Origin of the sequence: Natrinema pellirubrum DSM 15624, assembly GCF_000230735.2 — an archaeon.
GTDB classification, from domain to species: Archaea; Halobacteriota; Halobacteria; order Halobacteriales; family Natrialbaceae; genus Natrinema; species Natrinema pellirubrum.
The window spans coordinates 126,189-149,561 of record NC_019967.1 but is presented as its reverse complement, the minus strand read 5'-3'; the positions used below and the strand labels follow the sequence as shown (position 1 = coordinate 149,561).

General features: G+C 56.9%; 22 protein-coding genes and 4 pseudogenes. 14 read left to right on the top strand and 12 right to left on the bottom strand.

All coding sequences use genetic code 11. The features are described 5' to 3' along the window. Positions 1-293 precede the first annotated feature (293 nt). Positions 294-854: a TATA-box-binding protein gene (locus NATPE_RS19095; protein ID WP_006183532.1), complete on the bottom strand. Its 561-nt coding sequence runs from the start codon at positions 852-854 to the stop codon at positions 294-296. A gap of 483 nt (positions 855-1,337) precedes the next feature. On the opposite strand from NATPE_RS19095, the gene NATPE_RS19090 reads away from it, so the two are divergent. Beyond that, positions 1,338-1,910, top strand: a complete 573-nt coding sequence (locus NATPE_RS19090) for a hypothetical protein (protein WP_006183533.1) — start codon at positions 1,338-1,340, stop codon at positions 1,908-1,910. A 28-nt stretch (positions 1,911-1,938) separates the two neighbouring features. Here NATPE_RS19090 and NATPE_RS23395 read toward each other — a convergent pair whose 3' ends face one another. Continuing rightward, positions 1,939-2,067: a hypothetical protein gene (locus tag NATPE_RS23395; protein ID WP_338047158.1), complete on the bottom strand. Its 129-nt coding sequence runs from the start codon at positions 2,065-2,067 to the stop codon at positions 1,939-1,941. A 241-nt stretch (positions 2,068-2,308) separates the two neighbouring features. On the opposite strand from NATPE_RS23395, the gene NATPE_RS21680 reads away from it, so the two are divergent. The 4 genes from NATPE_RS21680 to NATPE_RS19065 all read left to right on the top strand — a co-directional run bounded on the left by NATPE_RS21680 (position 2,309) and on the right by NATPE_RS19065 (position 4,597). Continuing rightward, on the top strand, positions 2,309-2,812 hold the full coding sequence (locus tag NATPE_RS21680) for a winged helix-turn-helix domain-containing protein (RefSeq protein ID WP_081597637.1): 504 nt from the start codon (positions 2,309-2,311) through the stop codon (positions 2,810-2,812). Then, positions 2,812-3,321 (top strand): hypothetical protein, encoded by a 510-nt coding sequence (locus NATPE_RS21675; RefSeq protein WP_015310277.1) that lies wholly within the window; start codon positions 2,812-2,814, stop codon positions 3,319-3,321. The genes NATPE_RS21680 and NATPE_RS21675 overlap by 1 nt, the downstream gene beginning before the upstream one ends. Positions 3,322-3,444: 123 nt before the next feature. Continuing rightward, positions 3,445-4,380 (top strand): ArdC-like ssDNA-binding domain-containing protein, encoded by a 936-nt coding sequence (locus NATPE_RS19070; RefSeq protein WP_006183535.1) that lies wholly within the window; start codon positions 3,445-3,447, stop codon positions 4,378-4,380. Continuing rightward, complete coding sequence (locus tag NATPE_RS19065; protein WP_006183536.1) at positions 4,373-4,597, top strand: HalOD1 output domain-containing protein; 225 nt, start codon at positions 4,373-4,375, stop codon at positions 4,595-4,597. The genes NATPE_RS19070 and NATPE_RS19065 overlap by 8 nt, the downstream gene beginning before the upstream one ends. A 70-nt stretch (positions 4,598-4,667) precedes the next feature. On the opposite strand, the pseudogene NATPE_RS19060 reads toward NATPE_RS19065, so the two are convergent. Next, positions 4,668-5,594 (bottom strand): annotated as a pseudogene (locus NATPE_RS19060) (IS5-like element ISNpe19 family transposase); the annotation flags it as partial. 107 nt (positions 5,595-5,701) lie between these two features. Between NATPE_RS19060 and NATPE_RS19055 the strand changes: the two are divergent. Next, positions 5,702-6,976, top strand: coding sequence for an IS4 family transposase (locus tag NATPE_RS19055; protein WP_015298935.1), 1,275 nt, complete (start codon positions 5,702-5,704; stop codon positions 6,974-6,976). A 169-nt stretch (positions 6,977-7,145) separates the two neighbouring features. On the opposite strand, the gene NATPE_RS23120 is transcribed toward NATPE_RS19055, so the two are convergent. Further along, a complete protein-coding gene (locus NATPE_RS23120) occupies positions 7,146-7,691 on the bottom strand; it encodes a hypothetical protein (RefSeq protein WP_015310276.1) in 546 nt (181 codons plus the stop codon). A gap of 5 nt (positions 7,692-7,696) precedes the next feature. After that, entirely contained in the window at positions 7,697-8,212 is a 516-nt protein-coding gene (locus NATPE_RS19045; RefSeq protein ID WP_006182483.1) for a DUF7437 domain-containing protein, read from the bottom strand. Between the two features lie 111 nt (positions 8,213-8,323). On the opposite strand from NATPE_RS19045, the pseudogene NATPE_RS19040 reads away from it, so the two are divergent. From NATPE_RS19040 to NATPE_RS19030, 3 genes and pseudogenes are all read left to right on the top strand, one after another. Beyond that, positions 8,324-9,100 (top strand): annotated as a pseudogene (locus NATPE_RS19040) (ATP-binding protein); the annotation flags it as partial. Between the two features lie 90 nt (positions 9,101-9,190). Beyond that, the gene (locus NATPE_RS21990; RefSeq protein ID WP_015298633.1) at positions 9,191-10,006 is read left to right on the top strand and encodes an IS5-like element ISNpe14 family transposase; all 816 of its coding nucleotides are present in this window, start codon (positions 9,191-9,193) and stop codon (positions 10,004-10,006) included. Between the two features lie 445 nt (positions 10,007-10,451). Continuing rightward, a complete protein-coding gene (locus NATPE_RS19030) occupies positions 10,452-11,168 on the top strand; it encodes a hypothetical protein (RefSeq protein ID WP_241432776.1) in 717 nt (238 codons plus the stop codon). A gap of 116 nt (positions 11,169-11,284) precedes the next feature. On the opposite strand, the gene NATPE_RS23115 is transcribed toward NATPE_RS19030, so the two are convergent. Next, positions 11,285-11,557, bottom strand: a complete 273-nt coding sequence (locus NATPE_RS23115; RefSeq protein WP_015310274.1) for a hypothetical protein — start codon at positions 11,555-11,557, stop codon at positions 11,285-11,287. Positions 11,558-11,940: 383 nt separating this feature from the next. On the opposite strand from NATPE_RS23115, the gene NATPE_RS21665 reads away from it, so the two are divergent. Continuing rightward, entirely contained in the window at positions 11,941-13,068 is a 1,128-nt protein-coding gene (locus NATPE_RS21665) for a hypothetical protein (RefSeq protein ID WP_006182486.1), read from the top strand. A gap of 46 nt (positions 13,069-13,114) precedes the next feature. Here the strand turns inward: NATPE_RS21665 and NATPE_RS19025 are convergent. Further along, positions 13,115-13,706, bottom strand: a pseudogene (locus NATPE_RS19025) (transposase); the annotation flags it as partial. Positions 13,707-13,809: 103 nt separating this feature from the next. On the opposite strand from NATPE_RS19025, the gene NATPE_RS19020 reads away from it, so the two are divergent. Next, positions 13,810-14,004, top strand: a complete 195-nt coding sequence (locus NATPE_RS19020; protein WP_006182488.1) for a hypothetical protein — start codon at positions 13,810-13,812, stop codon at positions 14,002-14,004. Continuing rightward, positions 14,001-15,740, top strand: a complete 1,740-nt coding sequence (locus tag NATPE_RS19015; protein ID WP_006182489.1) for a DUF7845 domain-containing protein — start codon at positions 14,001-14,003, stop codon at positions 15,738-15,740. The genes NATPE_RS19020 and NATPE_RS19015 overlap by 4 nt, the downstream gene beginning before the upstream one ends. Before the next feature lie 254 nt (positions 15,741-15,994). Here the strand turns inward: NATPE_RS19015 and NATPE_RS22465 are convergent, their stop codons facing one another. The 5 genes from NATPE_RS22465 to NATPE_RS18995 form a co-directional block, all read right to left on the bottom strand. Next, positions 15,995-16,156, bottom strand: coding sequence for a hypothetical protein (locus tag NATPE_RS22465; RefSeq protein WP_157557368.1), 162 nt, complete (start codon positions 16,154-16,156; stop codon positions 15,995-15,997). A 425-nt stretch (positions 16,157-16,581) separates the two neighbouring features. Next, positions 16,582-16,965, bottom strand: coding sequence for a hypothetical protein (locus NATPE_RS19010; protein WP_006182490.1), 384 nt, complete (start codon positions 16,963-16,965; stop codon positions 16,582-16,584). A 266-nt stretch (positions 16,966-17,231) separates the two neighbouring features. Next, the gene (locus NATPE_RS19005; RefSeq protein ID WP_006182491.1) at positions 17,232-18,140 is read right to left on the bottom strand and encodes a hypothetical protein; all 909 of its coding nucleotides are present in this window, start codon (positions 18,138-18,140) and stop codon (positions 17,232-17,234) included. Continuing rightward, a complete protein-coding gene (locus NATPE_RS19000) occupies positions 18,137-18,688 on the bottom strand; it encodes a hypothetical protein (protein ID WP_006182492.1) in 552 nt (183 codons plus the stop codon). The genes NATPE_RS19005 and NATPE_RS19000 overlap by 4 nt, the downstream gene beginning before the upstream one ends. Further along, positions 18,685-20,184: a DUF58 domain-containing protein gene (locus NATPE_RS18995; RefSeq protein WP_006182493.1), complete on the bottom strand. Its 1,500-nt coding sequence runs from the start codon at positions 20,182-20,184 to the stop codon at positions 18,685-18,687. Before NATPE_RS18995 ends, NATPE_RS19000 begins: the two co-directional genes overlap by 4 nt. Positions 20,185-20,517: 333 nt before the next feature. Here NATPE_RS18995 and NATPE_RS18990 point away from each other — a divergent pair, with 333 nt between their 5' ends. Further along, on the top strand, positions 20,518-22,662 hold the full coding sequence (locus NATPE_RS18990; protein WP_015310271.1) for a PGF-pre-PGF domain-containing protein: 2,145 nt from the start codon (positions 20,518-20,520) through the stop codon (positions 22,660-22,662). Between the two features lie 140 nt (positions 22,663-22,802). Beyond that, positions 22,803-23,252, top strand: a pseudogene (locus NATPE_RS18985) (RNA-guided endonuclease TnpB family protein); the annotation flags it as partial. Positions 23,253-23,373: the final 121 nt, after the last annotated feature.

Here is a 23,373-nt window from a genome sequence, read left to right as displayed (position 1 = left end):
GGTCTACGAATCTAACGCTAATACTTCTATCAGATTCAGATTATGTTGGTAGATCTATGATGAATCGCTCAGTACAGTCCGTAGACTTAGTTATCATAGTCAGCAACTGCGTTTTCCTGTCGGTGGTACTCCAGTGAAGTGAACTGATATTTAACTAGCTCTGGAATACCTGTCTAACGGTACTTCTTTTGCCATTTTCTACCACTCAAATTATGGCTTCCTCAACGTACAAATCCAAGCGTCGTTATCTAACCAACTGCGGCAACTGACGAACGGAAGTGGATCGAGATCAGTCAGTCTAACAGGCCGAGTTCATCGAGACGTGACGAGATAACGTCGAGTGCGCGGCCAGCATCCGCCGGTTCTTTTGCTCCTGTGACGACGACTTTGCCGCTACCGAAGATAAGGGTGACCACGTTGGGGTCGTCCATGCGATAGACCAGACCCGGGAATTGCTCGGGTTCGTATTCGATGTTTTCGAGACCGAAGCCGATGGCGATGGCGTTTAGATTGACTGCAGATCCGAGGTCGCCACTCGAAACGATATTTTGGATAGTGATTTCTGGATTAGATGGAACGTCGATACCTAGGCCACGGAGTTCATCGAATACAATGTTGAGACTTTCGTAGACGTCGTCGGTGCTTTTCGCACCCGTGCAGACGATCTTGCCCGACCGGAAGATCAGTGCGGCGGATTTCGGGTTCTGGGTCCGGTAAACTGCCCCGGGGAACCTCTCTTGGTCGTAGTCCGTTCCGTCGAGGTCTTCGGCGACCGCCTCGAGGTTGAGTTCTCGATCCACTCCAGTTGAAGCGACGACATTCTCTATCGTGGGAGAGTGTTCCGAAGTGATCATACCTATATGGAGAATAAGCATTTAAATGCGAAATAGGTGCTGATCTCTATGGGATCACTACGTGACGAAATATTCATTCAGATTCTATTTTAACCCTATGCATCTTCGAATACAAGGGAAAAAGTATCGGCTGTGTCCTGTATTTAAATTACATTAGGTAGGTGTAGAAATATAGTGCGTTATTTGGCACGTAGTTTATGGTAGTTATCGTAGCTGTTGATTGTCTCTCTGCTATCTGCTTGACCTGTACTTGTCGATTCAGGAGATCTCAATATGGACAGTGTGAACAGTTCGATGACTCACTCTACGGAGAGAACTTATTGAGCAGGGCGAGTCCAACACCATGGGCGAACCTGTAGACGTATCCCACTTGGTACGGAGAGGCGGCATAGCCGTACTCAGACGTCAGACTACCCTGTCCGCAGGAGTTGTTTTTGCGCCGGTGATGGGTGCCGGCGCACTCGCGCCGGAGAGAAGAGATCAATGTCAACCCGAAGTCAACTCCGATTCGTCCACCGAAACGAGTCTGTAGCAGAACAGCAATCAACCAATCGCATCGCACAGGTCTACCGGCATTCCGACGGTTATCCAGAAAGCGTCCTCCAAGACCTCGCCCACCTCAAGCAGTTGCTCAAGAAGACACGAACAGAACGTGGTCCCAGCTACGCCGCCGCGCAGTTCATCTTCCTCGAGACGCTCTCGAGTATGAGCCTCTACGTGGACGAAGAGCGTGAGCGACGCATTCGCGCTGATCAGCCGGGTGATTTGCTGGACCCGTCGAACATGGCACATCTCGAGCAACCGCTGTTCCTGCTCGGTCACGGCGTTGAGAATCCTTCCAATGGCATTCACGGTGACGAAGAGTATCTCTACATCGTCGAATTGCCGTCGCGGAACCGATTCGACGAACCGGCCGAGTGGACCGTCAAGGTGAGCGACCACGCCGGCTTTCCGCGGTGGGACCGGCCGACAGACGAGGCGTTCGAGCAAGCCTCCTGGCAGTTTCAGGGGTCGCTGGAAACTGCTCTCGAGAAACTGGGCGTCGAACTCGCGTAACCAGAAACCCTGAAGTCCTGAAGATAAACTAGACTGGCTCGTCGCGGAACCTCACGACGTTATCTTCTACGTCATCGAAATCATCGTCTGCCCCGACGAGAAGTGTTCCATCGACAGCGTCGGCCGTCGCAAGCGCATATGCATCGCGGAGTGCCATCGTATACGCTTCCTTGAGTGCGGCTGCACCGTCCCAACACTCTCGAGGGTCAAAGACTGTGACACCTAACTCTTCGAGTCGCTCGAGACTTGCCCGAACATCAGCAGAGCGGAATCCAACTCGAGGTACTAGACTGCTATCGCTACTGTTTGATTATTTGAGCTAGAGAAAATTATTTGAGTCGCATAGTACAAGTGGTAGTACGATGGCTGAATCAAATCCAAGGTCATGGAGGGAAGACATGAGTGGCCGTGAGCGTATCCGGTACGTCGTAGAATTATTGGAGGAGCCTACGCCAGTGCAGGAAATTGCAGACCGGGCGAATGTTTCACGCGCAACAGCCGACGATGAACTCCAGCGACTGCAGAGCGATGACTGGGTTACAGAGACGACTGTCAATGGAACAAAAGCGTATGATCTGAATCCCGTTCGGATGCTCTTCGATGAGGTCACCAATCTAATCGAGAAGCATTCACGCGACGAACTGGAGAGCCAACTCACAGATTTGAAACAAGAGCAGGAAGAGTTGGCAGACGAGTATGCCGTCCAGTCACTCAACGAGTTTCGGGAGCAATTCGCTGCAGACGAACTCTCGGCTGACGAGCTTCGTGAACGCCGCAACGTGATCGCGACGTGGGAGTCGATCAACACGGAACTTGGGCTCGTGAAGCATGCATTGCAGTTATATGGTGATGTGGTTGAACTCTCCTCACCCAAAACAGACTCACACTCGGCACTCGTCTAATGGTTGTCTTTCTCGCTAACCGGAAGAACTTGCAGAGTAAGCGGCTTCACGACCGTATCCAGAATCGACTCAGCCGCGAGTTCGACAATGTTCGTCGACGACGTTCCGAACCGCGTGAAGCTGGCCCGTATCGGGTCGTCGGCGAAGTAAACCCACAACAGTACCTTGGCGACAGCAACTATCCAGCAACAGTAGCTCGCATCGAGATCGGCTTTCAACTGCAGACCGGAGACCCATACGAGTACTACTGGTTCAACTGGATCGAACCAGAACAAAACCTACTCGTCGGCTGGCATCAGGACGATACGCATGACGACCTTGGGCCAGTTCATTTGCAAGTCAACGATGGCTCAATGGCTGCCACTCATCAATCGGCGCAGTTTGTTGACTCACATCCGCTTGATGTCGTCGCACACAGGCTTGCAGCTCTTCCAGATGCAGTCTCAGCTGTTGAGTGGGAGAACGGACACCCTGCTGGACTCGACTCATCTGTCTCTGTCACCAACTAACAACTCTCCAGCTGCTCGAGTCCAGCGTATTTTGTGAGACCCCCAGAGGGGCGGAGGTCTTCTCGAGTTCAGTTCGATTCGATCCGATCCGACCCGATCCGACTCGAGAAGCAGTGATCAAATATGGCTACGAGCAGCAGCTCCCGGGAAACGTTCGACGATTCGGACACCCGGCACGACGAGATGCACAGTACGATCGAGGCATGGATCCAGGACCTCGTCGACGAAGTCGATGACGCCGTCTCGAGCGAGCAGTTCACAGAGTGGTTAGACGTTCAGAGCCGCTTCCACGACTACTCCCACCGAAACACGCTGTTGATCAAACTTCAGTGTCCAGAGGCAACGCGCGTTGCCGGCTATCGAACGTGGCAAAACGAGTTTGACCGACACGTCAAAGAAGGGGAAACAGCGATCTGGATCTGGGCACCGATCATTGCAAAGCAATGTCCCGACTGTGGGAACTCCCCGTCGTACCACGAGCGCAGTGACTGTGAGTACGACGAGACCCCACCGGACAGCTGGGAAAAAGGACTCGTGGGCTTTCGGCCAGCACCCGTCTTCGATATCTCACAGACTGATGGCGAGCCACTGCCCGACCTCGAGACCGAAGCAAAGGGACAGGCTGACGAGTTGGTTCCCGCACTCCTCAAGGCAGCAAGCTTACTCGAGGTGGACGTAGAGGTCGTGCCACCCCAGGACTGGTCGCATGGGAGTGCCAAGGGAATCTGTGAGTACCGCCCCCAAGAGCAGCCCCGCGTCACCGTCCGTGATCGCGAGAACGACGCTGACCTCGCCGTCACGCTCGTTCACGAGTACGCGCATGCGCTGTTACACAGTGGCGTCGACGACGAGGCTGAGCGATCGAAACGTGAACTCGAAGCCGAAGCGGTCGGCTATATCGTTGGGCGGCACTTCGAGTTGGATACCAGTGGGTCAGCGTTCTACCTTGCCGCGTGGCACGGTGACGAGCCGGAGACGATTCTCGACCGGCTTGGGCGGATCAGTTCGACCGCCCAGGAGATCATCGCCGTCGTCAGTGAGATGGTCGACGATGAGTGATCGGCCACTTCTGCTCGAGATCATCACTTCACTCGAGGAACAGGGCTTCGATCGAGACGAGTACCAACTACAGTGGATGATCGACGCCGAAGCCCTCGAGCGACTCGTAGACTCGACGGGTCCACAGACTGATACTGATCTCGAGATTCGATTCTCGGTTGAAGAGTTCTGTATACTGGTCACAGGATCCGATGTGACTGTCTCCAGAGCATCGTAGAGTGAGGATGCATCATCTGTGCTTAAGAAAGCGGATATCCTTCTAGGTAGAGCGTGTCATAGAATCCATCTCATAGCTTCTCACAGCCCGGTTCGTTTCCTCGCTCGTAGTTGGTGATTGCAACGACGAGCCGGAGACACAGTGCAAGGAACACTTCTGTTCGTGCATGGACGCGGCCTCGGGCGCGGACGTGCCCGAGGCCGCAGTCCTTGACTGCGTCATTGGTTCGCTCGACTCCTGTCCGGCTGTTGTACGTCTCGTCCAAGATGGATTGTTTCAGCTGAACGTCCTCGCTGTGTTTCTCGATTCGGTCTTCGACCCTGTACTCGATGTCTTTCGGGTCGTCAGTGTTTCGCGGATTGTATGGAGCGATTGGCACGACTCCTGCGGCCAGCAGGTAGTCGTGCCAATCGAGAATGTCGTAGGCGCTGTCTCCAAGCATCCAGATCGGTGTATCGACGGCGAGCGCGTCACGGGTGACGCGCATCGCCGTCTCTTGGTCTGCTTGTTTGGCCTGTGTGAACTCCGCTGCGATCGGGATCTTTGCGCCGGTTGAGACGATCGTACAGCCGAAGCCGTAGTAGTACTCTTCGGCCGTTGGATCGTAGTTCCACGAGGCAGCATCGTTGTACTGGATCGCCTCGATGTGCGTTGAATCGATGGAGTACGTTGAGTCGAGCAGGCTGCGGGCGGCAGCCTGCTCGACGAGTCTCTCGAAGACATCGTCGATGACGTGTTCGAGGTCGGTAAGAAACCGGTCAATCGTGTCCCTGGATGGTGGTTTGTCGAGTCTGCAGTAGTACCAGACGAGGCCGTGTTGGAGTTCTCGTGCAACCGGTCGTGTGCCGTAGATGTCCTTGTAGTAGCAGTGTAGAAAGCCACGAAAGAGGTCTGGTGGCTGGTGAACTCGTGTTCGCCCCCGCTTCGAGGGGGCGAACACGTCATACTCCAGCAGAAACTCGAACTCAAGGTGCTCGAACAGCGGTACTGCATTCGTCTTTAGTTAAGCGAGAAACCGCGTGATAGCGGCGGCTTATCGAGGCATCTTTCGGAAGGAATGAGGAAGTCCAGTCTGTGCACGACAAGGACTCCTCATCTCGGATTATGCGTCGGCTCACTACACTGTTTCCCTCTGAGTTCCTCGAAGAGCACGCCGAGGAACTCGGCGTGGTCGAACGTGACCGCAAGCTCCAGATCCCTGCCTTCGTTTGGGCGTTCGTGTTCGGCTTCGCCGCAGGCGAAAGCCGAACACTCGCTGGGTTTAGACGCTGTTACAACTCTACTGCCGATGAGACGATCTCTCCGGGTGGATTCTATCAGCGGTTGACACCGACACTTGCGGAGTACCTCCGCGACCTCGTCGAGCATGGTCTCGACGAGGTCGCTGTTCCTAACGCTGTTGACGCTGATCTCGACCGATTTAGAGACGTGATGATCGCTGATGGAACGGTGTTACGGTTACACGAATTTCTCTCAGACCAGTTCGAAGCCCGCCACGAGGAGCAGGCTGGAGCGAAGCTCCACCTGCTCCATAATGCCACAGAGCAGACGATTGAACGGCTCGATACTGCTAACGAGAAAACGCACGACAGCACCTTGTTCAAAACAGGGCCGTGGCTTGAGAATCGCCTCCTGCTGTTCGATCTCGCGTACTTCAAGTACCGCCGGTTTGCGTTGATCGACGAAAACGACGGCTACTTCGTGAGTCGGCTGAAGCAGAACGCGAATCCGCTGATTACGGGGGAGTTACGGGAATGGCGCGGCCGCGCCATTCCCTTAGAGGGCAAGCAGCTCCGAGCTGTTCTCAATGATCTTGACCGGAAATACATCGATGTAGAGGTCGAAGTCGAATTCAAACGAGGGCCGTACAATGGGACACAGTCGCTGGATACGAAGCGATTTCGCGTCGTCGGCGTCCACAATGAGGACGCCGACGACTACCACCTGTACATAACGAATTTAGCGAGGAAAGAGTTCTTTCCGGCGGATTTAGCGGAGATCTACCGCTGTCGGTGGGAAGTTGAGTTACTGTTCCGGGAGCTGAAGACGCAGTACGAATTGGACGAGTTCGACACGAGTGACGAACACGTGGTGAGGATCTTATTGTACGCAGCGCTGCTGTCGCTGCTTGTAAGCCGCGATCTGTTGGATCTAGTCACTGAGCAGGCGGATGATGAGCTTGTGTTTCCGACAGAGCGCTGGGCGGCGACCTTTCGGTCGCACGCCCAGCTTATTCTCCACGAACTCGGTGAGTTCCTCGGCTACTCACCGCCGCCGCTGCTCGACCGGCTGATCGAAGACGCTCAAAAGATCCACAAGCAACGACCAATCTTACAAGAGACGCTCGCTACCGCTACACAACCGAGGTGTGAGTCTTAACTAAAGACGGATGAGCGGTACTGTCTCGGTAGCCGCGACATTCAAGAAGTCGTCTACCGAAGCTACGTCTTGCAGGGTTGCGCTTGTGTTGGACACACTTCGCGCACCCTGCTGCTTCGTACGTGACGCTTTCTATGACACGCTCTTCTAGGTACTCAACAGAATTGGGTCATTCGAATTCAGGCACGAAGTCCTCATCGAGTTCCGGTGCAAGATCGCCACCAGTAAGCCAGGCCACTTGGTCGGCAGCGAACCCGTACTTGGGAATCAACGCCTCCGTTGCTTCACCGAGTGGAATATCGTTTGTTACAACAGTGACCTGATCAGCCGTTCCGTCAATGAGCATCTGGAGTGATAATCCGATGATCTCCGTGTCAGCTTTTTCCACGATATCTTCTGGCCGATCGCTGGCAGTTGCGATGAATCTCCGTGACTGATCCATGATCTTCGAGACTTCCGATATCGAATAGGATGGGCTTTCGGTGACTTTCAGCCAGCCTTCGCGCAATGCTTCGTCGACAGCAAGATCACTTGACTCGTATCCATCGATCGCTGTCTCACCAGAGACTTCGGCATACACTTGCGGAGAAATTCGAAATACAACATCTCGCTGCTTGGCTTCGCGAGCTAGCGCTTGAAACCGTCCACTTCCTCGCCGTCCACAACTGATGAGTACTGACGAGTCAAGAAAAACGATTTCTCTGTCGGCATCCATTCAAATCACTCCTCAACGACGGGACGAAGTGCGTCCAGAATAATACCTGCTTCTAACGATGAGATTTCCTGCTCCCGGGCCATAATTCGATGGGTTACTGATCCCTCAGCATATTCCCGAGCATACTCGAGAGCGACCGCAAGCCCATCCAAGCCGTGACGTTCGATGTACGTATCGATATCGTCATCCCTCTCTCGACGTGCAATCGCCTCGATCAATGCTGGCGTGATCTGCCGCTGGACATCATCCTGTACCAGTTGGAGATCGATCTCACGAGCGGCATATCGTGCCGGTCGTCCCTTGTTTGACTGCTCAATGAACCCTGCAGATTCGAGATCGTTGATATAGTCGTAAGCAGTCCGCTGTGGAATCTCAAGGGAGTCAACGATATCGTCGATAGTGGTGTCCGCATTATGACGAATGTAGGTATAGATCCACGCTTTCCGGGCGTTTCTGAGGAGTTCAAACGCCTCTCCTCCAGTGTCGAGAGGCGTGTTCCAATCTGCTTCTTTTGTAGACATCCTACTAGCGAATTGCACGCAGATCGCAATAAGCCTTTCCAGGAAACCACGACTAGCGAAAGCGCTCGAGTTCCGCCGCTCAGTTTCTGTGGTGCCAGATGGATGGACACCATGACAGATCATCCGACGTTATCGGAGTTCGCTACGAACGAAGCGACTGACTCGAGATCGGCCAGTCAGCCATCGACTGATGAGACCGTGACGATGACGGCTGACGAGCGGGTTGCAACGTATCTCATCGAAGACCAGATGGCGGATCTCACAGACGCGATTCGCGAAGCTGTGCAAAACGGCATCGACAGTCCGGACTCAACTCGAGTTCTGGTCAGCATCTCACCTGAGCGATCGATCATCCTCGACGACGGTGCCGGCGTCGATCTCGAGTCGACCGAGGGACGACGCAACCTCTCAGTACTCGGCGCAGGGAGCAAGCAACGCGCAGACGACGAGACAATCGGTGAGTGGGGCATTGGCAAGGGTGCGATCATTGCAAAGGGAGCCGTTCGCATCTGGAGTCACGACACCGCACTGTGTTTCGACTACCGAGATCGACGCGACTCTGGAACGTGGGCAGACGTCAGCGGACGCGATGGCCAGCTCATGGACGCTGAGCATCATCTCGAGGGGATGCTCGTCGAGATCGATCACTACGAAGACGAGGTGCCTGATCCGGACAGCTACCGCTGGCGGCGCTACGTTCGTGATCTTCGCAAGCGCTTCGCGTACGTGCAGTCACGAACGGGCGTCTCGGTCGTGATCAACGGCGAATCGGTCGACAAGGGTGATCCACTCGAGGCAGTGGCTGACTCGCCACACCCGTCGCTTACTCGCGAAACTGAAGATGCGATTCTCGCACTCGAGTACACACCTCACGAGGGACTCGACATGCTCTGTTGCAGCGTCGAATAGCACCAGTTTCAGCCTTGTTCTCGGCTGATTTCCGTGAGGCTTGTGGGGAATTGGACGCCGTCTTGCGATATGAGGTCGAAACGGCCGATCATACGGCAGTGTAAGAATCTTGCCAAACAGCACGTGGATAACCCTGACGAACCCGCTGCGCCGGACGGCGCCAGCGGGTTCGCCGAGTGGACTCAAATCGCGTTTATCCTCTTGCATGCGGAACTCGACAAAGATTTCCGAGAGACTGAAGCATGGTTCAATGACTCCAGAGCCATCCGTGAAGAGCTTAACATCGACAAATCGCCGGATCACACCACGCTCTGTCGATGGGAGCAACAGGTCGACATGCGTGAACTCCGCAGCCTGCTCCGCCGCAGTGCGGAGCAGGCTGGCTGGTCGGGAACAGCAGCAATCGACGCCAGTGGCTTCCAGCGAGATCAAACCAGCTATCATTACCGGAATCGTGCTGGCTTCTCGTTTCACAAGCTGAAGACAACGATTTTGGTCGATACAGAGTCACTGGCGATCAAAGACGTTCATTTCACGACGAAGCGCAAGTGGGACGGACACATCGGCTTGCAGGTCTATCGGCGCAACGCCGAAGACCTGCAAGAGTTCCTTGCAGATGCGAACTATTCGTGGTCAGATCTCAGAGAGGAGTGTCGCGCTGGCGCGACACGACCGCTAATCAAACACAGGGAGCACAATGCGCTGAAGAAAGCGCATAACGCTCGGATGGACGAAGATCTGTACCATCAGCGGACACTGAGTGAGACTGCGTTCTCACTGCTGAAGGATGACGGTGAGAAGTTACGCTCTCGGAGCTGGCACGGCCAGTTCCGAGAGCTCACGCGCAAGTGTATCGTGCATAACCTATCGCAGGCGGCGAGTTAGGCTCGCCGCCTGCTCTCTTTCTCTGGACGTATCCGCCAGAGACATCGCCGTCATCCACGTACGGGTTCTCACAAAGTGACCTAATTCTGATGGTTGCAGAATCAACGAACTGTACTCCTCCCACATCATCCAGATCTCAAAACCATCAGTACAGGAGTTCTAACGCCACCTGCCTGAATGTCAAAGTTTCAATACTGCCGCCGTCTTGCGTTCAACAGAGCAACTCGACATCTATAGCAACGGTCTGTACGTGACGACGAAACGGGAGTATGGGGTCGGTGGTGTGGTCGTCTCGAAGGGGAACTTGACGCTGAACTTTGCCCGCAACGACATCCAGTCGGGCTGTGATCGCTGGCAGCGGATCGACAGCGCACTTGAGCAGGCACGTGACGACCTGTATGCGGAGGTCTCGGACGATCGGCTGACTGCCGAGAGTCGGGAGGTGATGATCGAGGCGATGGCGTCCGACGGCGATGATGCATCGGACGAGCGGTGGGCAGATCGCAAGCTATTCCAGCTGGCAACGGAGTCCCGAATCAGCCTCGAGGAGATCCAGGCGGCCCCGAAAATCGGGTGGAGCGGCGGTGCCCAGAAAGGCGCGGACAAACTCGTCGAGCGTGGTTACGTCGTCCTCGATACGAGTGATTCGGCGACCCAGCGGCTTCGCGACCTCGCAACCGACGAGGATACATCGATAACGGTGCCGGAGACGTTCGATGTTGGCGAACAAGCAGAGTCAGAGGGAGTTTGGACAGGCTATCATCGAATCGAGGATGAATCGCAGTTGAACGCCGACCAGCAGCGGTATCTCCGCTTCGCTCGAGTGCTCGCACGAGAGCTTGGGATTGAGCGAGACGTGTACTACGGCGAGGCGAGTGCCGATGCCTGGACCGACGGCAGGACGTACATCGTGATCACTGACTCAGCCGTGACGAGCCGCCAGCGTGCAGTCTGGATGCACGACCTGTATCTCGTGATGTTACACGAATCCGCTCACGAAACCTCAAGTCGTGAGGGACCCTCGCATGGGCATCACTTCGAGAGTGCATTCCGATCGCTCGTTGAAGATCCAGGAAATCGAAGTTCATTCGCGGAGCTTGTCCAGCAGGTCGTCGACGAAGGATTCGAATCCGTATTCGAAGAGTATGGGGTGGGGCTCTAGCAGAACGTGGCCATCACTTCTGGACAATTCCGTAATGGAGTGGTGAGATGTCGAACTGACTCGAGTTGAGTGCAGTGGCACGAGATCGGTGTACAGGACAACCCTTCGAAGAGCCGTTAACAATGCTTATCTGGGGACGTCACCCGAAGTTCGTCTTCAACTTCGTAGAAGTAGCCCCGCTCGAGGAGACGCGTAAGTGCGTATTCGACGTCCCGTTGCTCGAGTGCTAACTCTGCATCGGCGGCCAGAATGTCAGTAGCATCGTCATAATTGATCAGCGGAACACTGTCTTCGCCAGTATCTGGCCGACATGCCTGCGTACACAGCCGGTCGTAGCACTCGAGAATCCACTCCGGAAGAGGTGGCCGTGGATCTGTGACGCGAGCCATTGCAGTTCTGTCTGGTTGTTTCAACAGTCATCCGCTTAACAGTACCCGTCGAATACGGCGTTGATCCTGAAGCCGCAGTTGCAGCACTTGAGATTGGAAGATTAAAATAAAGGCCTGAGATAATGTTAGTGGGATTAAATATTTTGTATTTTTCGGAGTGAGTATGTTCACCGACCACGGGCGTCATTATACAAAATCAAGGAGAATACCTGCGGCTTGTGGATTGGTGTGAGTGGTGTCCCAGTATTCGTCAGCATTGGCCCAGAACTCAACGAGGAATTCCTCCATTCCAGGAAACTCGAGATCAGTAGCGCCAGCAGCGGTGTGGAGTTCATCACATTAACAGCGGAAGGACTTTATTCGTACTCCTAGTACTGTGATTTATGCGAACAGGTTCCCTCTCGGTCGCCGTTGGACTGCTTTTAGCGGCGACTGTATTGCTTGCTGTACCGGTTGCATCGCAGTCTGGTTATGATATTGAGGTCGTTAATGCGGTTTCGACACCTGAAGAAACGATCGAACTTGCAGGAACGGAGTATTCGGTTGACGGCGTCGGCATTATTGAGCCGGGCGAACCGATTGAGATGAAGGTGACTTCTTCGGACCAGTACCGTGTCTACCTTTACAACACAGATGAGAAATCGGAGTATGACAACGTGTGGAGTGCTGATGAGACCCGTGTTGCGATGGGTACCGAGAATGACGCTCTCAATACGAGTGCGCTTGAACCGGGGACATATATGCTGTCATTAGAACCGCGTGGAGAGGGAAGGCAAGCGGTCTATCCTGTCGTTGTACAGGAGTTCGAGCTGTCGGTAGAGGTCCCTGAAACCGTATCAACTGAGGAAGAAGCCGAGTTTACTGCGTCAGTTGAGCCGGCTGGGGCAGCATCGGATGTCGATACGGTCGATGTTGCTATCTGGGATGAAGAAAATAAAGACGTGACAGAGATTGAGTTAGAAGCGGATGGTGAAGGAGAGTTCAGCACTGCTGTTGACCCTGCCGAGTTGGGTGAGGGCGAGTACAACGTCTACGGTGGTGTACTGAGCGAGGAGGAAGTAGAGGGGTATCCTACTGCGGTAGCGGTCGACAGTGGGTCAATGTTTACGGTGACATCTGACAGCGAGGGTGAGGATGGTACAAGCGGTGGAAATACAGGCAGTGGAGGGACTGGTGGTGGTAGTCCGTCAAGTGGTACGGAGAACGGTTCTGACTCCTCCAGTGAGAAGGACTCGTCTCCAGAAAATAAGGCCGGTAATGAGACTGATTCTAGCGACGAAACCGATTCCGCTAGTGGAGGTGAGGCCGGAAGTGCCCCATCTGAATCTATCGGTGGAGATAACGAAACCGAATCCGATACTGATCAGGATCAGAGGATTGAACCAACTAATGAGTCAGATACATCCGATGGATCCGCAGAAACGGATGGTGAGTCGCTTGGGAGTCCCGGACCTGGCCCTGTTATAACGCTCCTCGTATTGCTGGTTGTCGGGGTTCGCGTCTCCCATTGACATCCTCCCGCGCTAAAGTGCGTGGATTCCTCCGTTGGGGGTTCGGCTACCGACCCACGGAGGAAACTTGCGGGTTTGTGCGCGCTTCTTTGGGACTTTCGTGAGGGTGTGGTTTCCCCGACCAATCGTGGTCGTCCCACTCGAATCGCACGGACCGTGCCATCGGCCTGACTTCTGTATCGCTATTTTCTCGGAGGAACGTCTCTGACGCCGTGAGGTCGGCGTGTCCCTCGAATCCGCATGGACACGTCAGCATATCCCCGTGGCGAACCGTCTCCTCGTGGTCGCCACATTCGGGACACGTCTGAGAAGTCCACGCTTCCGACTCGGCTTCGAGAGAGATCCCGTATTCCTCACAGACGCATACGAGACGGTGGATGAACTTCTTGAACGCCCAGAAGTTGTGCGTCTTCTCGTTCACCCTGACCGACCAGTGCGTGTCCAGCACGTCGGTCAAATCGCCCACGTACACCGTCCCCACGCCCTCGTCGTACAGTCGTTCAACGAGGTCGCGCACCAGTGCGTTCTGTGCGTGGTTACGGCGTTTCGTCCGTTGTCGGTACAGCCGTTGAATCCGCTTGGAACTGTAGCGCCTCACGAAGTTTTGACTGTAGGCGGGCGATTTCGTCGGTCGTCTTCCATCACCCGGACCCGTCGACGCGGGTGACGACGACTCGACGCGGACGACGATCCGGACGCGACGCTGACCGACTTCGCCGGGCCAGAAGTCGGAGGTGCGTGATGACGGACCTGACAGCCTTCGGCCTCGAGCCGCAGGACCCGCCAGCGGATGACGACGACGAGACCGACGAACCGGGGACGCAGTGGCTCGAGTGCGTCGATTGTGGCTACGATGGGCCGGAAGTCAAGACGCGGTTGAACCAGCCGGTCCCGCTGTGTACGGCCTGCTTTGCCGAACGGGAAGGGTTACTGTGAGCGCACAGAAGTTCCTCCGGTTCCAGTGCCACGAGTTCGACGGCCACTTCCACCTTGTGCGTGATGGGCTGAAACCGTACTATCAGCCCACGAACGTCCGGAAGAACCACGACTGGAGTGCCGACGGGAAGCCGACCGGCACCTTCGAAGCCGGCGGCGAGACCTGGCGCGTCTGTCTCGACTACGACGACCAGCCGATCGTTCCCTGGAGAGATCCCCAGTACCGCCTCGAGACGGCGTACCTGTACCGGATCTATTTCGTCTGTGAGGATTCGACGTACGACGACGAACGCGCCGATCGGAGCCAGCGGGTCAAGGGCGGGACGATCACGTTCCGTCCTCGGTGGCCGGACATGAAGCGCCAGGAGAAAGCAGACGACGACGGCGACGGAGAGTGGAACTGCCCGATCACGGACGTTGACGGGTACATGGACCTCGGCGTTCCGTACGTCGACGCGCAGGTGCAGGGATCGAACATCGATTTCGACCGCTACCCGCAGTTGCTCGCCGAGGCCGCGGCGGCCTTCGGGATTCCCCGCCGGTACTTCCACGAGTTCCACCGCACGTCGAACGTCACCGACGCGGCGGTGTACGTGCGCCCGATGCGGTCGGAGTCCGGCCCGATCTACGCGGCCGACGGACCGATCGCCCGGATGCATTCACTCCTCGAGTCGGATCGGTCGGGGTATCGGAAACACGTCGAAGACAACCGCGAGCGGCCTGGCGACTACGTGACGACCGTCGTCGACGACGGCCGAGCGGGGAAGGTGATCTGGAGCCACGAGATCGGGAAAGAGGCCAAGCACTACTACATGAAGGACCCGGACAACTACGATCCCGACGAGTTCGGCTGGTACCCGAGACTCGAGATCGGGTACCAGACCAGCGTGACCGATAGCACGGTCTACTGGGACCGCGACGACGACGAACTCGACCGCCACGACCTCCGGCGCGAGCTTGAGGAACTCTTAGTGAACGTCCTCGACTGGGGTGGGTTCGACGTGACCGGTGGCGGACAGTACCAGAAGGACGCCTATTTCAAACCGGACGATCGCGAGCGACGATCGCTGAAGCTGGTCGACTGCCCGCTCCCGGAGATCGAAAGCGACTACGCGGCCCAGACGATGCTCAAGCGGGTACGGTCGGCAGAGGAACAGTTCCGGCGGTCGATCGGGTCGACGGCCATGCAGGTGGCCGACGACGCCCAGGGCGTTGAGACGGACGCGTTCGAGCGGTTCGTGCGGAACTACGACGTTGGGATCGACGAGCGTCTCGACGACTGCCGTGCGCTGTTGAAGCCGCGGTACGTCGCTGCCGACCGAGAGGACGCGAAGAACCTAGCGCGGGAAGCCTACACCGTGGTCTGTGACCGTCACGGGTCCGCGTACGGGTTCCACATGCGGGTCGAACTCGCGGACGGATCGGTCGTGCGGTTCCGGGATCTCAACCAGAGATGGGCCGGAGCCGACTGGGACCGCGACGCGCACCGTCGCAAGCGCGAGCGCCAGCTCGAGGAACAGGCCGACGCGGACGGTCGCGACATCGATCCCGAGGAGATCGACATCGAAGCCGCGTGGGATCAGTTCGCCGACCGCGACGAGTGGGTCACGTACTCGACGCTGAAGGTGATCGTCTCGTCGGTCACCGACGAGGTCGACCAGGCGCTCGAGGCGCTCCAGGAGCACGGCGAGATCGTGACTGAACAGGGCCGCGGCTTTGGGCTCGCGCGCCGGTAGCGCGGCCCTGGTGAGTGGCAACACTATCGTTCGGTCTTATTTTCATGCTTTCGTGACTGTATCGTCCCTTGAACCGGGCTCGCGGCGCGTGCGGCCGGGGCCGATCCTCACGTTCGTTCCGGTCGGCCCCGGCCGCACCCATCCCGGATTTCGACTCACCGTGTCGAAATCCGGGTTAGGGGGTGTGGCTAAGGCCAAGGTCCCAAACTAACCGCCCCGCCTCCGCACAGCCGCCGCAGGCGGCGCGCGAAAATTCAGGGCTCTAACGGCTCATCAGGGAGCGTATTAACTGGATAAAACAGGAACCTCTCAGATTCCCAGTCAATTTCAGCAGCGATTATATCAGATTGAAAGAGACGGAATAGGAAATACGGATTATCAATGGACAGCTCTCTATCACGGTCGTCGTCAGACATGTTTGATAACAAATGTTGTGAGGTATATAGGTCTGTCGAGAGTCAGGATAACAACTCTCAATACTGCCTCTAAGGGGGCAGGGCAATTGCGCGGCGCGTAGAGCGCGCACTGGTGATAACAGCCTGTTATTGAGAGAAACGTCGGTCAGGGGCCAGCGTTCGAACCCCTGACCCTCGCTGGGGGGGTGGTGTGCCAATTTCGGGGTGCTGAGATCGAGTGTCGGTGGCTATCGACGTCGGAACGGTCTCAGCCGTGGCGAGGAACCGGATGTCTCGGATGATCGGATTCGGTTAGTAACGCTGATTCTCTCCCTCGCCAGTCGAGTCTTTGAATTCAGAAAGAAAAAGACTGTCGGCTAGATTATACCATTCGATATTAGTGATCCGAATTTCTTGTTCGATTGTCAACATACCCTATTCATCTGCTAAAATATCGAATCGATTGCGATCTTCGCTTGCTCGGTCCCGCGGTGATCACCGCCCCCATGCCACCGGAGGAGCGGGAGATCGCCCGCGCGGACCATCTTGTCCCGGAGGATCGTACAGCCCGAGCGCCCATGTGGCCGGTAGACGACGAAACAGTACCAGCCGTCGTGACGCCGGAGTTTCTCGTGGTACTCGCGATAGACCTTCCAGTTACCGGGCTGGCCGTCCGCGTGTTCGTGCATCGTCGACTTGATCTCGACGGGCATCCCGTTGCCGAACCGGGCGTCGTGCCAGCTCGCCCGCTCGAGGTCGAAGCGTCGCTTCTCGGCCATGCGCTTCTCGACGGCGGTGCCGAAGTGGTTGGCCCGTTTCGAGCGGTTCACGGTGATTCCCTCTTTTCGCGCGCGTCGCGATTTTTCGAACGCTCTTCCGTCGGAGATTGTTGATACAACTCTCCAGAGAAGAATTGGAACAGAAACTGGCCGTTTGATCGCCTATCAACCAGATCCTCTCCTCACTCAGTTCACTACAGAATCGCAAGACGACGCTGCATCAACAATGTGCTACGCAAGAGCGTTTTCGAAATCGCCACTCAAAAATATCAGTTTTCTTGTAGGTACCTGTCGCGCTATGAGTACGCGAGCCGGGACTACGTCAAGTCCGACTGTTGCTGTTCGTCGACACTGAAATCCCATCGGCAGGTAACCAGCCAGTCCGATCGGTCGTCGCCGGCCGTGACTTCGAGTCGGATCGGCCGCTCGAGACCAGTTCCGAAACCGACTGCGAGAAACGAGGCGATCGGGTGGTCAAACCGATCGACGGCCCCGAACGCGCTGTCGACGATCGCGACGGTGACGCGTCCGCCTGAGGCGTCGACGTCCGATTCGGCACTGTCCGCGAGTTCGAACTGTTCGACGAGCCCGTCCGTTAATTGCATCGCGAGCGGTTCAGGTGCAGTCGCGAGATCGTCGGTGAGCGTCCGTTCGAACGACTCGAACAGCCCTGCCCCGGTCGGCTCGAGGACGAGCCCGCGCTGATCGGGATCGGTCGCGATCGGGCCGCTTCGGTCGGTGATGTCGGGCAACTCGTCGGTCGTTCGCTGGGGGATGTACAGACGGACGTCCTCGGCGGTGTCGGTCGGGACGTAGACGCGGTCGTCAGTCAGGCCGAGTTCGGCAGCGATCGACGCTTCGTTCCGTGCCAGCGCGGCGTAGGTCTGTTCACCGACACCCGCGGCGATGAACGTCTCGGGCGTCACGTAGTAGGTGAGGACGCCGCCGAACAGTCCCACCGCAGCGAGCGAGAAGAGGACGTCTCGCACGTCGGCGAAAACGAGGCCAGCGAGACCCGCGAGAACCCCGACGAGCGCTAATCCCGCTGCAGTGCGACGGTACTGTGACTGTCGAGCGCGGGCGTACTCGGCCTGCAGTCGTTGGTTTTCCTCCTCGAGGAGTTCCGCTTGCGCTGCGAGTTCGAGGCGGTCCCTGTCGTCTTCATCGGCTCGATCAGCGTCCGTCTCGGTCGTCATCTCGTCCTGGTCAGCGTTACTCATGCTCATGTCTCGATCCGTTGCTGGGGCTGGCTTTCGGCGGATTTGGAGATCGATTCGTCGGCCGGCGACCGGCCTCGTCCGTCTTCGTCGGGAACGAGTTCGAGGCGAACGACCTCGAGTCGGTGCAGGGCGTACGTGGCGATCGCGAGGAGACCGAGTACCGTCAGTGCCGCGAGAGAGATCGGCTGCGAATCGACGACAAGCCACGCGATACCCCCGATCGCGAGTACGCTCGCGATTGCAACGCCCATGAGGGGGATCGGATTCGTCGTCCGCCGAAGCGGGACGAGCAAAACGGCGACGAACGCGGCTTCGATAATGACGGCCGAACTTGCGTCGATCCCGGTCGGGACGACCGCGGCGAGTGCGACGTGGCCGAGCGCGAACGCGTACGGCGTACCGAACAGGTAGCCGACGAGCGCGGCCGCGATCCCTGCGAGGACACCGATCGGGCCCGAGACGATGCCGAACGCGACGACGATGGCACCGAGAGAAGCGCCGCGTACCCAGTCGCGGCCGACCGCGGTCGGTAGCGTGTCGATTCGAACACTCATGCGCGTCCTCCGGTCGATCGCCCTGCTTCGAGAATCGCTGCCAACCGATCCGCCGGCCCCACCTCGAGCGCCGTCACGTTATCGAACGCCGACAGTTCGCGTCGAAACTCCTCAAACGACACGTATCTGTCGTAGGCACGTTCGATATCCGCCAGTCCACCGGGTTCGTATAGGACCGTCGGCGCGAGCAGGACCAGAACGTCGCCCTTTCGCCGCGCGAGCGATACGGTCTCGCGAAGTTCTGCCGGCCGCGAATCGTCCGTACAGATGACGGTCCAGAGCCTTCCCTGCGCGTTCGTCGTGCCCGTTCGGACAGCGTCGAACAACGGATCCTCACTCACTCGCTCGCGATACACCCGTTGATCGGCATAGAACGGGCGAAGCATCCGCGCAAACGCGTCGTCTCCCTTACCGAGATCACTGAAAGATTGTTGGATGTCCCCGGGGGTAGCCGCGTTCGGCTTCCGTCCGCGAATCCGGGTCGTCGAACTGTCCGGTGGGCGACGCGGTGACGGGGAGTTGTCGCGACCCGAGACAGTGGTCTCCGGCGGTTCGGTCACTGCTGTCGGCTCGAGATCGAGCAACTGGCGGCGAACCGTGCCGTGGGTGACCGCTGGCGACGCCAGTCCGATCCGGCCTGTGATCCCTTCGTCGCCGACTGTCACCAGTCCGAGCGGGTCGTTGAGACGGCGCGCAGTCCCCGCGATCGCCAGCGCTACCTCTCGAAGCGAATCGAGCTTCGTCTCGGTTCGCGAGCCGGTGCCGAGCGCTGCACGGTGGTCGACGACGAGGAGGGTCCGCCGGTCGGTCTCGGCCTCGTACTCGCGGACGTACGGCGTGCCGTACCGTGCAGTCGCTTTCCAGGCGATCTGCTTTCCGGTATCGCCCGGAACGTACTCGCGTAGTTCGGCCAGTTCGATCCCCGATCCCGACCGCTCGGTCCCGTGAGTGCCGTACGAGGCAGCGATCCGATCACCGCCCTCGCCGACGTGTAGCATCTGGGGAGTAGACGGTTCGACCGTCACCGTCGGTGTCGCCCTCGTCGTGATTGTCTCCCAGAACAGCCCGTCCGTCGCCGTGACGGCGGCGTCATCGAACGCGTGGCGACCGGCGACGGGCCAGGTGACCGTCCGCGTCCGGTCCGTTCGTTCGGTACCGGGCTTGAGGGTCACCGAGATCGGCTTGGCTGTCCTCGCCCCGACTGGGAGTCCGGCAGTGATCTCGAGGGTCAACGCCGTCTCGGTCTCGCGCGTCGCGGTGAGCGTAACCGGGACCTCGGTGCCAGTGTAGACGGTCGTCTGGGCGGGCGATTGCACGACCGACAGGTCGTCGGTCGTTCGTTCGAGATCGCGAAGGAAGCGATACTGCTGGGTTAGCAGCCACGCACCGACGAGCACTGAGCCGCCGAGGACGACCGGGCGTGCGAACACCACCGCGAGGACGGCCAGTACGACGGCGAGCGCGACGACCGTCCAGCCCCGGCGCGTGGGATGCATATCTCGACAGATTTTGCTGAGTGAGTTGAAAGTACTGATTTTATAGTGACCCGTCGTAGCATTTCATGCTACGAATCCCGTGGGATGCCGTCCCCGAACAGACAAGGGGTGGTGACGAACGCAGTCTGTTCGTCACACGGCGATGACATGGTAACACTCGGCCGGGTAGACCCGAGCGCGGTAGGGCAGAGTAGCTCACTCGTGGGAGAAGCCACACAGCGTATGCGTTTTCTCAACGAGATATAGATTTATGGGGTAGGACATGGTGAAAGATCATCTTCTCTTGTAGGTCACTCGGTAATGTTAACATGGTTGAGTTAAACTATACGGAGTATGTTAGGCGACAGACGACTCATCACTGCACTCTTTCTGAGTGCCATGATGCTTCTGGCCCCTATTGCTGGGGCGGTCGGCAGCACTAGTGGTGCAGGAACGACAGCAAAGCTATCGACAGCATCGAACAGCGATTACATTGATGCTAGTGAGAATATAACGGTCTGGGACCGGTCACCAATTTCACTTCGGGCGGATACAGGTGCTTCAGGGGCGATAACTGTTGAAAACCTCTGGCTTGATGCGGAAACAGAACGCGCTGATTCCAGTTTACACCGTAAGACGCTTGCCGTGTTCCAGACGGATGAAGAAGTAACGCTTAGATTCGGCGAGCACGTTGATACAGGCGAATTTGAGGATCGATCCGATGTAACGCTTCTTACCGGATATCTCGAGGAGGACGCTGACGCCGACCTGAGTGATGTTCCGACGACCGGTCAGGAGTTAATGGATGAACTTACGTCAGAGAATGTTGACAACTTGAATGAGAACATTTCGTTCGAAAATAGGTCAGTTGAATTCGATAGTGACGGTAATCTGACGACGACAGTCGACCCGGACCGGCCCGGATTATACATGTATGTCCTTGCAACAGGGAATAATCTCGATGTCAACAACAATGATATCGAGATCAACGGGGAGACAACGATTGTCGGCGTCGAACAGCTCGCTGCACAGGAGACCCCGTCTGAGGTCACCGCCCCGAACTCGCCAGAGCCAGGTGACGATCTCGACTTTACCGTGAGTGCAACTGACTGGAGCGGTGACACCTCACATGCCGTCGTACTCTACGAAGAAGACTCTTTCACTAAGAGTACAATGACGGTTAATATCAGCGAGCAGGTGGACTCAGACCTTTCAACTGAAGATATCACTATCAAGCACGGAATTGCCGAGGTGAACGGAGTCCAGAACCTTCAGGACGATGTAACCGTTTTCGGACAGACGTTAGACAGTCGAACCGGGACGGGTGTCGTCCAGTTTGCTGATATCGCTAGCTTCCTCGCGAATGAAGCGGATATAGATGAGCCTAGGACAGAGATAACTGAGGACGCAATCAGTCTGGATGCCTCCACCACTGCTGTCCAGACGGATGAGGATGCCACGCTTACGGTGGAAACCCATGGTAACTGGTCGGAAGATGACTACCGCTGGATCCATGTCGCATCCGGTTCCTCGAGCGATCAACTGCAGGTGAATACAGGGACGGTTACGATTAAGGAGAGAGATGGTGGCGGTGGCGGTGGTGGCGGTGGTGGCGGTGGTGGTGGGAGTCCACCGACTGATGGAGACGATGACAAAGACGATAACGTCCCTGTAGGTGAAGAGGAGACCACATCACCTGTCGTAGATGAGGAAAAGGGTAAATCGACGGCGTCATTCCAGAAAACGGCTGTTGAACAGATCATCTTTGATAGCACCGACGTCACTGGAGACGTGACGAGTCGGGACCTTGGTCGGGAACCTGGCAAGACCGGCCCCTCTCCAGGGACATCGGTAGCAGTCGTCGAGATTATCGTCCCGGAAAACGCTAAGAACACAAGTGCTACGATCCGTACAGCAGTTTCAACCGACCGTATCGACGAGACCGGTGTCGACGCTGAGGATCTGCGGATCAACCGCTACAATGAAGATAAAGGGGTGTGGCAGGGACTCGACACCACCTTCGTCGAGGAACGTGACGATGAAGTCGTGTTAGATGCCCAGACACCGGGGTTCTCTTACTTCTCGGTGAGTGCGGTGAGCGAACCGACTGCCACTGCTTCTGCTTCAGCAACGACCATTAATGCGGGTGAGGAGGTTGAACTCAGTGCTGCAGGATCGGAAGACCGGTACGGTGAGATTGTTAGTTACAAGTGGGAAATCAATGGTCAGACGCTTTCAGGCGAAACTGTGACTACCACTCTTGAGGAAGGCGGTGAATATACGGCTGAGCTAACTGTTACAAATGACGCTGGCAAGACAGGAAGTGACTCTGTGACGATTACAGTTCAGGAAGAGGGTGACGGCAGCGATGGCGGTGACGGCGATGACGGCGATGATGGTGACGGTGGAGGATTATTACCCGTCCCTGGCTTCGGAGTTAGTATCGCGGTTACGGCGTTAGCGATGGTACTGTTAGTCCTCCGCCGACGGACCCCGTAGCAGTTACAGGTTGAACAGGCGCAATGCCACGGCCTGAAGGCCGTGGATACGCGCCGTCACTTAGTGACACAATCTACCGACGATAGCACGGCCTGATATTCCAACAGTTACCTGAACTAACACACATAATTACAATTGTAATGGTCACAGTGACTGTCACCGCGAAGTTTCACAACCCATCCCTCTCACGGCGCAAAGAGTGGCAACACGCCTCTCGGCTCTACCGTGACACCAAGCAGTTCTGCATCGACGGATGGGAGAACGGTGACTTCGGCAAGTCCGTGACCACAGCCAGCATCGACAACGACCTCTACTCGGCTATCCAGAACCAAGCCATTCGAGAGGCGAAATCCGACCACAATAAGGACGGAGAGGTTCGATACCGAGAGAGCCAACCGTTCGCCGTCAACAACCAGAACTGGGAACTCGATACGACCGAGAACGGCACGGTTGTCGTCGGCTTCCCATGCGTCTCTCAATGGTGGTACACTCCAATAGAAGTGTACGAAGACATTGCCGACCCCGTAGACCGACTGGTCGAAGGGGACGCCAAGAAGACGCGACTCCAAGTGTACCGTCGGGGAGGCGACTAGTACTGTACGTTCAACATCGAGTACGACGCCGACACGTCAGGTGAGACGCCTATCTTTAAACAGCGAGAGAATCCCGCCGTTCACGGCGGGCGTGAATCGCGTCACCCGACTACTCAAT

What these genes read in the sequence shown, in the direction of transcription:
- NATPE_RS19095 (WP_006183532.1), bottom strand. Translation starts at nt 854, where the DNA reads ATGATCACTTCGGAACACTCTCCCACGATAGAGAATGTCGTCGCTTCA.
- NATPE_RS19090 (WP_006183533.1), top strand. Translation starts at nt 1,338, where the DNA reads ATGTCAACCCGAAGTCAACTCCGATTCGTCCACCGAAACGAGTCTGTA.
- NATPE_RS23395 (WP_338047158.1), bottom strand. Translation starts at nt 2,067, where the DNA reads ATGGCACTCCGCGATGCATATGCGCTTGCGACGGCCGACGCTGTCGAT.
- NATPE_RS21680 (WP_081597637.1), top strand. Translation starts at nt 2,309, where the DNA reads ATGAGTGGCCGTGAGCGTATCCGGTACGTCGTAGAATTATTGGAGGAG.
- NATPE_RS21675 (WP_015310277.1), top strand. Translation starts at nt 2,812, where the DNA reads ATGGTTGTCTTTCTCGCTAACCGGAAGAACTTGCAGAGTAAGCGGCTT.
- NATPE_RS19070 (WP_006183535.1), top strand. Translation starts at nt 3,445, where the DNA reads ATGGCTACGAGCAGCAGCTCCCGGGAAACGTTCGACGATTCGGACACC.
- NATPE_RS19065 (WP_006183536.1), top strand. Translation starts at nt 4,373, where the DNA reads ATGAGTGATCGGCCACTTCTGCTCGAGATCATCACTTCACTCGAGGAA.
- NATPE_RS19055 (WP_015298935.1), top strand. Translation starts at nt 5,702, where the DNA reads ATGCGTCGGCTCACTACACTGTTTCCCTCTGAGTTCCTCGAAGAGCAC.
- NATPE_RS23120 (WP_015310276.1), bottom strand. Translation starts at nt 7,691, where the DNA reads ATGGATGCCGACAGAGAAATCGTTTTTCTTGACTCGTCAGTACTCATC.
- NATPE_RS19045 (WP_006182483.1), bottom strand. Translation starts at nt 8,212, where the DNA reads ATGTCTACAAAAGAAGCAGATTGGAACACGCCTCTCGACACTGGAGGA.
- NATPE_RS21990 (WP_015298633.1), top strand. Translation starts at nt 9,191, where the DNA reads ATGAGGTCGAAACGGCCGATCATACGGCAGTGTAAGAATCTTGCCAAA.
- NATPE_RS19030 (WP_241432776.1), top strand. Translation starts at nt 10,452, where the DNA reads ATGATCGAGGCGATGGCGTCCGACGGCGATGATGCATCGGACGAGCGG.
- NATPE_RS23115 (WP_015310274.1), bottom strand. Translation starts at nt 11,557, where the DNA reads ATGGCTCGCGTCACAGATCCACGGCCACCTCTTCCGGAGTGGATTCTC.
- NATPE_RS21665 (WP_006182486.1), top strand. Translation starts at nt 11,941, where the DNA reads ATGCGAACAGGTTCCCTCTCGGTCGCCGTTGGACTGCTTTTAGCGGCG.
- NATPE_RS19020 (WP_006182488.1), top strand. Translation starts at nt 13,810, where the DNA reads ATGACGGACCTGACAGCCTTCGGCCTCGAGCCGCAGGACCCGCCAGCG.
- NATPE_RS22465 (WP_157557368.1), bottom strand. Translation starts at nt 16,156, where the DNA reads ATGTCTGACGACGACCGTGATAGAGAGCTGTCCATTGATAATCCGTAT.
- NATPE_RS19005 (WP_006182491.1), bottom strand. Translation starts at nt 18,140, where the DNA reads ATGAGCATGAGTAACGCTGACCAGGACGAGATGACGACCGAGACGGAC.
- NATPE_RS19000 (WP_006182492.1), bottom strand. Translation starts at nt 18,688, where the DNA reads ATGAGTGTTCGAATCGACACGCTACCGACCGCGGTCGGCCGCGACTGG.
- NATPE_RS18995 (WP_006182493.1), bottom strand. Translation starts at nt 20,184, where the DNA reads ATGCATCCCACGCGCCGGGGCTGGACGGTCGTCGCGCTCGCCGTCGTA.
- NATPE_RS18990 (WP_015310271.1), top strand. Translation starts at nt 20,518, where the DNA reads ATGTTAGGCGACAGACGACTCATCACTGCACTCTTTCTGAGTGCCATG.